Below are 10,198 nucleotides of genomic sequence, written 5' to 3'. Positions count from 1 at the left end.
GCATCAGGTCGTCGTTCTCGTACTGCACCGAGCAGGTCTTGATCGACGTTTCGGCGCAGAATTTCTTGAAGCCCTCCGGCAGGCTTTCCGACCACAGCACGGTCAGGTTCGGCTCCGGTGCGGGGCCGAGATTCTGGAGCGTGTGCAGCATGCGGAAGCTGCCCTTGGTCACCAGCGTACGCCCGTCGAGCGCCATGCCGCCGATGCATTCCGTCACCCAGGTCGGGTCGCCCGAGAAGAGCTGGTCGTATTCCGGCGTGCGCAGGAAACGCACCATCCGCAGCTTGATGACGAACTGGTCGATCAACTCCTGAGCACCCGCCTCGTCCAGGCGGCCTTCGCGCAGGTCGCGCTCGATGTAGACGTCGAGGAAGCTCGACACACGGCCGAGCGACATCGCCGCCCCGTTGGCCTCCTTCACCGCGGCCAGATAGGCGAGGTAGGTCCACTGCACCGCCTCGAAGGCGTTGGTCGCCGGGCGGGTCACGTCGAAGCCGTAGGACGCCGCCATCGACACGAGGTCGCGGAGCGCACGGATCTGCTCGGTGATCTCCTCGCGCAGGCGCAGCGTGTTCTCGTCGATGCGGTCGACTTCCAGGCTCTTGTACTGGGCCTTCTTGTCGGCGATCAGGAAATCGGCGCCGTAGAGCGCCAGCCGGCGGTAGTCACCGATGATGCGCCCGCGGCCGTAGGCGTCCGGCAGGCCGGTGATGACGCCCGACTTGCGGCAGCGCAGCATTTCGTCGGTGTAGACATCGAAGACGCCGTCGTTGTGCGTCTTGCGCAGCGCCGGGAACACGTCGTCCAGCTTGGGTGAGGGCTTGAAGCCATAGGCCTCCAGGCCCGTCTTGACCATCCGCCAGCCGCCGAAGGGCATGATCGACCGCTTCAGCGGCTTGTCCGTCTGAAGCCCGACGATGACCTCAAGCTCCCGGTCGATGTAGCCGGGGGCGTGGCTGACGATGGAAGACACCAGTTCCGTGTCGGCGTCGAGAACGCCGCCCTTGGCCGCGCGCTCCTCCTTCAGGAGATCGCGCACCTTGTTCCACAGCGACAGGGTGCGGTCGCTGGCCGGGGAGAGGAAACTGCCGTCGCCGCCGTAGGGGCGGACGTTCTTCACGATGAAATCGCGCAGATCGACCGTGGTCCGCCAGGAACCGGGCGCGAAACCGCGCCAGGGGTCCGGCGTCTCGGCTTCGGCAACGGGGATTTTCGGTTCGAACATCAGGGAATCCATGACGCGCCTCTGTTTGTCTGCGGCGGTCCCTGCCCTCCCCGGCGGGGGCCGCGCCACGTTGCGCGGCGCCGAACCGGGCGAACCGCCCGGCCAAGCATCGCGCTTGCCCGATCAGTAGGCGCCCAAAGCTCCCCAGCCTCATTGATCCCAATCAATCAATCCCTGCGAAATACGCAGGGCACCATCCAAGGCACGTCCTGTCACAAAAGCTGAAGAAACGCGCCGTTTTTGCGTCGCGGCATTTGAGACAATCTACCAGAAACCAAATATTTTCATTCGGATCGCCGGTTTTAAAACAGACGGTTCAGATCAGCGCAGCGCGCTTGCAATATCTTGCGCCAAGCGAGCCAGGGTGCGGCTGAGGGCGTCGGCGACGGAGCCGGGATCGCCGGCGGCGTTCACCGGCTCCTGCGCCGCGGTGTGCCCCAGACGGCGCAGCCGGTCGCCCCCTTGGTCGAAGACGCGCCAGCGCGCCTCCAGAACCGCCGGCCCGTCCTCCGCCGCGTCGAAGCGGTCCAGCGTCACCTCCACCACCTGGGACAGCGGGAAGTCGCGCTGAAGCGGCAGGCCGACGACCTCCGTCCCCGGCAGGTCCGTTTCCAGATTCCGCAGCAGCGTACGGGTCACCATCTCGTCGAGGGGGCCGCCCCAGCGGTCGAACTCCCGGACGACCAGCCGGTTGCCCGGCGCCCGCATCACCAGCTCCGACCGGTCGAGATAGCCGGGAACCTTCACGCCTTCCAGCCCGATGACCCGCCGCTGCGCCTCGCCGCTCCGCAACGGAGCAGCGCTCGGCGGGGCGGCGTCCGGCGCGGCGGCCTCCAGATGGTAGAAGCGGCTGGGCGGCGTGCTGCAGGCGGCCAGCAGAGCCACGGCGGCGGCGCACAGCAGGAGACGGCGGGCATGAGCAATCGGAGCCATGGGAATCCTCAACCGCGTTTGCCCCGGATCAGGGCTTCGGGATGGCGTTCGAGATAGTCGGTCAGGCCGCGGATCGAGCGGGCCGCGGCGGTCAGTTCGCGCACCAGCCCCTGCAGGTCGCTGACCGCGGGGCGGGACGAGTTGACCAGCCCGTCCGCGCTGCTGAGCGTCTTCTCGGCCTGCCGGACCAGCTTGGAGGTGTTTTCCGCCACGTCGCGCAGGGCGCGGATGGTCGGCTCGCCCTCGCTGCCCAGCGCCTGCGTCGTCTTTTCCAGTTCGGCGAGCGACCGGCTGAGCGAGCCGACGGCCTGCGCGATCTCCGGCGAGCCGATCAGGGCGCCGGCCTTCTGGATGGTCGAGCGCAGCTCCACCACCGTTTCGGCGATGGGCGCGCGGGCCAGCTCGTTCATCAGATCGGTGGCGGTCTTGGTCGCCGTGTCGAGCACGTTGGGCTGGGAGGGCAGTTCCGGGTAGGGACCGCCACGGACCAGTGTTTCATTTGGCGCATCCGGGAACAGGTCGAGCGTCACGATCAGTTCACCGGTCAGCAGGTTGCCGGTGCGCAACTGCGCCCGCAGCCCCTGCTCCACCAGCGTCTTCATGCGGGCATAGGCGGTGTCGGTGTCATGCGCCGCCGGCAGGTCGCTGCCCAGCCGCTCCGGCTCGATGTTCAGTGTCACCGGAATGCGGGCCTCGCCGGTCACCGGGTCCACGTCGAGGCGAATGTCGGTCACCTCGCCCACCCGGATGCCGCGGAACTCCACCGCGGACCCCGGATGCAGCCCGCGCACCGACCCGTCGAAATGCACCAGGAAGGGCACCCGCCGGGTGAAGCGGGCGTCGCTGGCGGCGTTGCGGCTCTCGTAGAGGGGGAAATCCGTGCCCTCCGCCGCGATCTCGCCGCTGTCGCCCGGGCCGCCGAGGCCGGGAGTCTCGAAGGATACGCCGCCGGTCGCCAGCGATTGCAGCGATTCCAGCGCCACCGTCGGCCCCTCCGGCCCGATGGACACCGACAGGCCGCTGGCGTTCCAGAAGCGGGTGTTGGGCCGGACGATCCGGTCGTAGGGTGCGTGGATGAAGATCGGGATGGTCAGCGACTGCCAGTCCTGGGAGAATTCGTAGCCGACAACCTCACCGACCTGGATGCCGCGGTAGTAGATCGGTGCCCCCGGCCCCAGCCCGCCCAGCCGGTCGGCGCGAAGCGCGAAGCGCCGCCCCGGCGAGCTGGACCGGATCAGCGGCGGCTCCTCCAGGCCCCGGAAGGCGGTCAGCGCCTCGCCGTTGCCGGTCCCCGGGTCCATGCCGATGTAGGCGCCCGAAATCAGCGTGCCGAGGCCCGACACGCCGCCGAAGCCCAGCCGCGGCTTGACCACCCAGAAGCTCGTCCGGTCGTTGAGATAGGAGGCGGCGCCCTTCACCATGCGCACGGAGACGATGACGTTCGCCAGGTCGGGCGAGACCGCCACCCCCTGCACCGTCCCGACATCGACGTCGCGGTAGCGCACGCGGGTCTTGCCCGGCTCCAGCCCTTCCGCCGTGTCGAAGGTGATGGTGATGGTCGGGCCGCGCTCGTTCAGCGTCTTCCAGGCCAGCCAGCCGCCGATCAGCGCGGCGACCAGCGGCACCAGCCAGATCAGCGGCAGGCCGCGACGGCGGCGGATCACCGGGCTGGCCGGTTCCACCGTGGGGTTCGGATCAGTCATGGCCATCAATCATAGAGGAATCCTGCCGCTGCGCCCGCCGGGGCGGCGCATCCCAGATCAGCCGCGGGTCGAAGGACTCCGACGCCAACATGGTGATGATGACGACCGCGGCGAAGGCGACGGCGCCCAGTTCCGCGTGGATGGTGGCGATGGCCCCCAACTGCACCAACGCCGCCAGAAGCGAGATCATGAAGATGTCCACCATCGACCAGCGCCCGACTCCTTCGATCAGGCGGTAGAGCCGCGTGCGGTCGCGCCGCCGCTTCGGGGACCCCCGCTGCACCGTCCACAGCAGATAGGCCAGCCCGATCAGCTTCAGCACCGGCACGGTGATGCTCGCGAAGAAGACCAGCAGGGCCACCGGCCACATCTCCGCCGCGATCAGCGCCTCCACACCGGACAGGATGGTGTCGGGCTGGCCGGCGCCGAAATAGACCACCGTCATGATCGGCAGCAGGTTCGCCGGAATGTAGAGGATCGTCGCCGCGGAGATCAGCGCCCAGCCGCGTGGCAGGCTGTTCGGCTTGCGGTGGTGCAGCCGGGCGCCGCAGCGCGGGCAGGCGCCCTGCGATCCCGCCACCACCTGATGGCAGTCGTGGCAGGCGGTCAGCCGCTCCGGATCCGCGTTGGCCGCCTGGGCGACGCGGGTCTGCGGGGCGATCCGCTCCCACACCTCGAAGGGGCTGAGCGACGCCTCCCCCCACACCTGCACCAGGATAAAGGCGACCAGGGCGGCCAGCGACACCCCCGGCTCCAGTTCCGCCAGATCGGACAGCTTCACATAGGCGACGATCAGGCCGAGCAGGAAGACCTCCGCCATCGCCCAGCGGCGAAGCCGCGCCACCGTCCGGAAGGTCCAGGCCGCGCCAGGCGCGGCCGTCCGCCCGGCGGCGAGCGGCATCACGACGTAGAGCGTGCCGAGCACTTGCGCCAGCGGCGCCAGGAACAGCACGAAGAAGACCAGGACGCCCAGCGCCTCGTAGCCGCCATCCCACAGCGCCACCGAGCCGCTGAGCAGGGTCGCCGTCTGCGCCCGCCCCTCCAGTTCGAAGGTCAGGATCGGGAACAGGTTGGCGGTGACGAACAGGATCACCGAGGCGATGGCCAGGGCCACCGCATGCCCCAGCCCGCCGGTCCGGAAATGGCGCAGCACCGCCCCGCAGCGGTGGCATTCGGCGCGATGGCCGGGCATGGCCGGCGGCAGGACGTGCGGCGCGCCGCAGTCGTGGCAGAGCAGGATCGGGTGGTGCAATGCGGTCATAGCGTTGGCTTAACATTTCCCACGGGCGAAAGGTCCGCCGAATGCGGCTTGCGCCGGCGGAGGAGCGCCGACCGGGGTGGGCCGGGGACCCCGGATGGAAAAAGCCCTTCCCCCGTGGGTGGGGAAAGGGCTCGGTGGTTCGGCGGGGATTGGATTTGGTCAGACGAACAGGTTGAAGCTGCCCATCAGCTTTTGCGTGCCGGACTGGCCGGTCGGAATGGAATTCAGGCTCGCCGCCGCCTGACTCAGCCCGTCCAGCATGGCCTGCTGGCCGGTGGAGAGGTTGAACGGGCTTTCGCCCTTCTTCGGCGCCTTGGCGACCGTGTCGTAATCCTGGGTGTATTTGCCCATGCCGAGCTGGATGGCGTAGTTCTTGGTGTCCTTCGGCGACTGCCCCTTCTCGCGCGTCAGGCGCAGCGTGTAGTCACCGCGGTCGAGTTCGTACTCGCCCTGCATCATGCTCTTGAAGGCGTCATAATTCTTTCCGGCGCTCTTGTCGCTGTCGGCCAGCACCGTGCCGAACTTGGACATCACCTGGACGCGCAGCCCCTCGTCGCCCACCTGACCCAGCGTCACCTCGCCCTTGGTGGTCACGCGGAACTTGTAGAAGTCGACGGGATCATCGGCGCCCAGCGCACCGACCACGTTCAGGCGGGTCACATTCTTGGCGAGAACGCCCATGTCCGTGGCGAAACCCGGGGTGTTGACGGAGGACTTGCGGACGTCCTTGCGGAATTCCTGAACGTTCCCGGCGGCGGCGGCCTCGGCCTCGCGCTGGGCGTTCAGGCGCTCGACGGCAGCGGACACGGACTTGTTGAGGTCCGCAACCATCTGACCAACGCCGGCCATTGCGTCTGACATGACACCCCCTCCCATCAGGCGCTCCTCCCGAACGGGGAAGCGCGAATGGATCGCTCGATCATCACGTTACCGCAAAGCATGTAAAGTTGCGAATTGTTTTTCGCTGAAATTTCAGATAGGGCGTCGACGGAGTTGTTCCGCCATGCGGTTCAACACGTCAAAGACGTCCTCCCTATGTCGTGGCTGGAACAGGCGCTGTGCCGGGAACCAAGGACGCACCGCGCTGCCGAGCTGGGTCCAGTCCCGCCCGCCGAAGCGCCAGACCGGCACGCCGAGCGCCGCCGCCAGCTCCCCCACCGCCGTGGCCGGCGCGATCACCAGATCCAGATTCGCCATCAGCGCCGCCGTCCCGTCGAAGTCGTCGGTCAGGTCGAGATCGTCCCAGCGATGGATGGCGACTCCGAACCGCGCCTCCGCCGCGATCCGCTCGGCCTCGCACGCACCATACTGGAGGTTGACAAAGACCAGACCCGGCACGGCGAACAGCGCGCCCCACTGGTCGAGCCGGCTGTAGGCGGCGCGGCGCGATTCGGTCATCAGCGCGCTGCGCCAGCCGATCCCCACGCGAAGGCCGGGGCCGAGCACCGCCACACGCTCCCGCCAGACCGCCACCCGAACCGGGTCGGGGACCAGCCAACCGCCGGCGGCACCGGCGAAGGTGGACAGGTCGCGGCGAAAGACCCGCGCCAGGGAGCCGATGGGCGTGTGCAGGTCGCAATCGGGCACGCCGCCCGCGTCGCTCCGTTGGGGACGGACCAGCGCGGCGGGGAAGGAGCGGGCGAACAGGGGCACCAGCCGCCGGTCGGTCTCGATCACCACGGAGCGCGCGCGGGCGATGGCCTCCGCGCAGAGGGAGGAAAACAGGATGGTGTCGCCCACCCCCTGCTCACCCCAGATCAGCAGACGCTTCCCCGCCAGATCCTCGCCGCGCCACGCGGGCATCCGCGGCTGACGCGCCCCGCCCGCCTGACCGGACGCGAAGCGCCAGCCATAGCCGGCCCAGCCCTCCGCCAGCTCGCCGCGCTCCAGCCGCAGCAGGCCGCGGTTGAAATGCGCCAGCGCCAGACCGGGACTCACGCGCAGCGCCCGCCCGTACAGACGGTCCGCCCACGCCCTGTCGCCCAGGCGCTGCACCGCCAGACCGAGATTGCACAAGGCCGCCGCATAGCCGGGATCGAGCGCCAGGGCGCGGCGGAACCAGCGGGCCGCTTCCGCGTGGCGGAGCCGCGCCTGCAGCGCGTGGCCGAAATTGTTGTTGGCCTGCGGCTTGTCCGGTGTCAGCCGCAGGGCACGGCGGTGGGCCCGCTCGGCCTCGTCCAGCCGCTCCGCGTCGCGCAACCCGCCGCCGAGGTTGGACAGCCCCTCCGGCAAGGCCGGGTCGAACAGCACGGCGCGTTGCCACGCCGCAAGGGCCGCTGCAGCCCGGCCTTGCCGGCTCAGCGCGTTGGCCAGATTGTTCCAAAACGTCGCCCGGTCGGCGCCGCGGGCCAGAGCGGCGCGGTGGCAGGCTTCGGCCTCGGCGAAACGGCCCTGCCCGGCGCGGAGCGTGCCCAGGCTGTCGGCCGCGTCCACGCATGCGGGATCAAGAGCGAAGGCCGCTTCGAAGCATGTGGCCGCCCCTTCCACCTGCCCGAGATCGCGCAGCACCAGCCCGAAGCCGTACAGCAGCACCGGGTTGCGGCGGTCCAGCCGCAAGGCGTCGATGTAGGCGGTCACCGCCTCGGCCAGCTGTCCCTGGGCGTGATGGCGGGCGGCCTGGGCCGTCAGACCGGGGAGGTCATTGCGGGAGACATCGTCGGGACTCATCCCGGCAGAGTGGCCCGCGGGACCGGAGCGGTGCAAGCACCGTCCGGCCCCGCGGTCGCGGTTGCTCAGTCCTCGCCGTCCTGCAGCGCCGGGGGACGCGGGGCGGCGTTGACCGGGGCGGCGAGTTGGGCGTCGACCACCGCCACCGCCGTCATGTTGACCAGACCGCGCGTCGTCACCGACGGGGTGACGATGTGCACGGGACGCGCGGCGCCCAGCAGCATCGGCCCGACATTCTGCGCGTCGGCCATGATCTTCAGCATGTTGAAGGCGATGTTGGCGGCGTCCAGGGTCGGCATGACCAGCAGGTTCGCCTCGCCCTTCAGGCGGCTGTCGGGCAGCACGCCCTTGCGCAGCACCTCCGACAGGGCGGCGTCGGCGTGCATCTCGCCGTCCACCTCCAGATCGGGCATCTCCTCGGCGATGAGTTGGTAGGCCAGCCGCATCTTGCGGGCGGACGGGGTGTCCGCGCTGCCGAAGTTGGAGTGGGAGAGCAGCGCCACCTTCGGCTCGATGCCGAAGCGCTTCACCTCCTCCGCCGCCAGCCGGGCGATCTCGGCCACCTGCTCGGCGGTCGGGTCGGGGTTGACGTAGGTGTCGCAGATGAAGTGCGTGCCCTTCTGCGAGATCAGCCCGTTCATCGCGCCGGCCACCTTCACGCCCTTGCGCAGGCCGATCACGTCCATGACGTGGTTGAAGTGGTCGCCGTAGCGGCCCGAGGTGCCGCAGACCATGCCGTCGGCCTCGCCCCGGCGGACCATCAGCGCGCCGAACACGCTCGGCTGGGTGCGCACGACATTCAGCGCGTTGGCCGGCGACACGCCGCGGCGGCCCATGAGCTGCCGGTAGACCTCGGCGTAGTTGTGGCAGCGCAGATCACGGGCGGCCTCGATCACCTCCACGTCCTTGCCGATGCGGATGCGCAGGCCCATGTCGGCGATCGTCCGCTCGATCACGTCGGCGCGGCCGAGCAGGACCGGATGGGCGATGCCGTCGTCCACCACCACCTGGGCGCAGCGCAGGACGCGCGGCTCCTCGCCCTCGGCGTAGACGATGCGCTTGGGCGCCGCCTTCGCCTTGGTGATGACCGGCTTCATGACGAGGCCGGAGCGGAAGACATACTGGCCGAGGCTGTCGCGATAGGCGCGGAAATCGACGATCGGCCGCGTCGCCACGCCCGACTCCATGGCAGCCTTGGCGACCGCCGAGGACACCTCGATCACCAGACGCGGGTCGAAGGGCTTGGGCAGGATGTAGTCCGGGCCGAAGCGCAGGTTCTCGCCGACATAGGCGGCGGCCACCACGTCCGACGGCTCGGCCTGGGCGAGGCTGGCCATGGCATGGGTGGCGGCGATCTTCATCTCCTCGTTCACCGTCGTCGCGCCGACGTCGAGCGCGCCGCGGAAGATGAAGGGGAAGCAGAGGACGTTGTTGACCTGGTTGGGGAAGTCCGAGCGGCCGGTGGCGATGATGGCGTCGGGACGGGCCTGCCGGGCGAGGTCCGGCATGATCTCCGGCTCCGGGTTGGCCAGGGCCAGCACCAGCGGCTTGTCGGCCATGCGGGCCAGCATCTCCGGCTTCAGCACCTTGGCGCCCGACAGGCCGAGGAAGATGTCCGCCCCGTCGATGACGTCGTTCAGCACACGGGCGTCGGTGTCCTGCGCGTAGGCGTCCTTGTAGGGGTTCATCTCCTCGTTGCGGCCCTTGTGGACCACGCCGACGCGATCGACCAGCCAGACGTTCTCGCGCTTGACGCCCAGGCTGAGCATCAGGTCCAGGCAGGCGATGCCCGCGGCGCCGCCGCCGGTGGAGACGACCTTGACGGTGGAGATGTCCTTGCCGACCAGCTTCAGCCCGTTGAGGACGGCCGCACCCACCACGATGGCGGTGCCGTGCTGGTCGTCGTGGAAGACCGGGATCTTCATCCGCTCGCGGCAGCGGCGCTCCACCTCGAAGCAGGCGGGGGCGGCGATGTCTTCCAGGTTGATGGCGCCGAAGGTCGGCTCCAGGCGGACGATGGTGTCGACCAGACCGTCGACGTCCTTCTCGTTCAGCTCCAGGTCGAAGCAGTCGATGCCGGCGAACTTCTTGAAGAGGACGGCCTTGCCCTCCATAACGGGCTTGGCGGCCATCGGACCGATGTCGCCCAGGCCCAGCACCGCCGTGCCGTTGGTGATGACCGCGACGAGGTTGGCGCGGGCCGTCAGCTCCGCGGCCTGGGCCGGGTCGGCGGCGATGGCGCTGGACGCCGCGGCCACGCCCGGCGAGTAGGCCAGCGCGAGGTCGCGCTGGTTCGCCATGGGCTTGGTGGCGACGATCGCCAACTTACCGGGCTTCGGATTCCGGTGGTACTCAAGCGCCATCGCGTCGAAGTCGCCGGACATACGTCCTCTCCCCTTTTAACTTGAT

General features: G+C 69.2%; 7 protein-coding genes. All 7 read right to left on the bottom strand.

The genetic code is table 11. The annotated features are described in order from the left end of the window. Positions 1-1,225: pyruvate formate lyase family protein (locus ACFPMG_RS29455; RefSeq protein WP_376998860.1), on the bottom strand; the 1,225-nt coding region annotated here is incomplete at its 3' end. Positions 1,226-1,546: 321 nt separating this feature from the next. Continuing rightward, positions 1,547-2,158, bottom strand: coding sequence for a PqiC family protein (locus ACFPMG_RS29450; RefSeq protein ID WP_376998857.1), 612 nt, complete (start codon positions 2,156-2,158; stop codon positions 1,547-1,549). Positions 2,159-2,166: 8 nt separating this feature from the next. Next, positions 2,167-3,861 carry a PqiB family protein gene (locus ACFPMG_RS29445; RefSeq protein ID WP_376998855.1) on the bottom strand — a complete coding sequence of 565 codons (1,695 nt, stop codon included), beginning with the start codon at positions 3,859-3,861 and terminating at the stop codon, positions 2,167-2,169. Beyond that, the gene (locus ACFPMG_RS29440) at positions 3,854-5,122 is read right to left on the bottom strand and encodes a PqiA/YebS family transporter subunit (protein WP_376998853.1); all 1,269 of its coding nucleotides are present in this window, start codon (positions 5,120-5,122) and stop codon (positions 3,854-3,856) included. The genes ACFPMG_RS29445 and ACFPMG_RS29440 overlap by 8 nt, the downstream gene beginning before the upstream one ends. Before the next feature lie 159 nt (positions 5,123-5,281). Further along, a complete protein-coding gene (locus ACFPMG_RS29435) occupies positions 5,282-5,983 on the bottom strand; it encodes a hypothetical protein (protein ID WP_376998850.1) in 702 nt (233 codons plus the stop codon). Between the two features lie 111 nt (positions 5,984-6,094). Then, complete coding sequence (locus ACFPMG_RS29430) at positions 6,095-7,789, bottom strand: tetratricopeptide repeat protein (RefSeq protein WP_376998848.1); 1,695 nt, start codon at positions 7,787-7,789, stop codon at positions 6,095-6,097. A gap of 65 nt (positions 7,790-7,854) precedes the next feature. Next, positions 7,855-10,173 carry an NADP-dependent malic enzyme gene (locus ACFPMG_RS29425; RefSeq protein ID WP_376998846.1) on the bottom strand — a complete coding sequence of 773 codons (2,319 nt, stop codon included), beginning with the start codon at positions 10,171-10,173 and terminating at the stop codon, positions 7,855-7,857. Between the last annotated feature and the right edge of the window lie 25 nt (positions 10,174-10,198).

This window comes from Azospirillum himalayense (genome assembly GCF_042657465.1).
GTDB classification, from domain to species: domain Bacteria; phylum Pseudomonadota; class Alphaproteobacteria; order Azospirillales; family Azospirillaceae; genus Azospirillum; species Azospirillum himalayense.
Note: the sequence above shows the minus strand (reverse complement) of the source record. Positions and strands in the feature narration are given on the sequence as shown.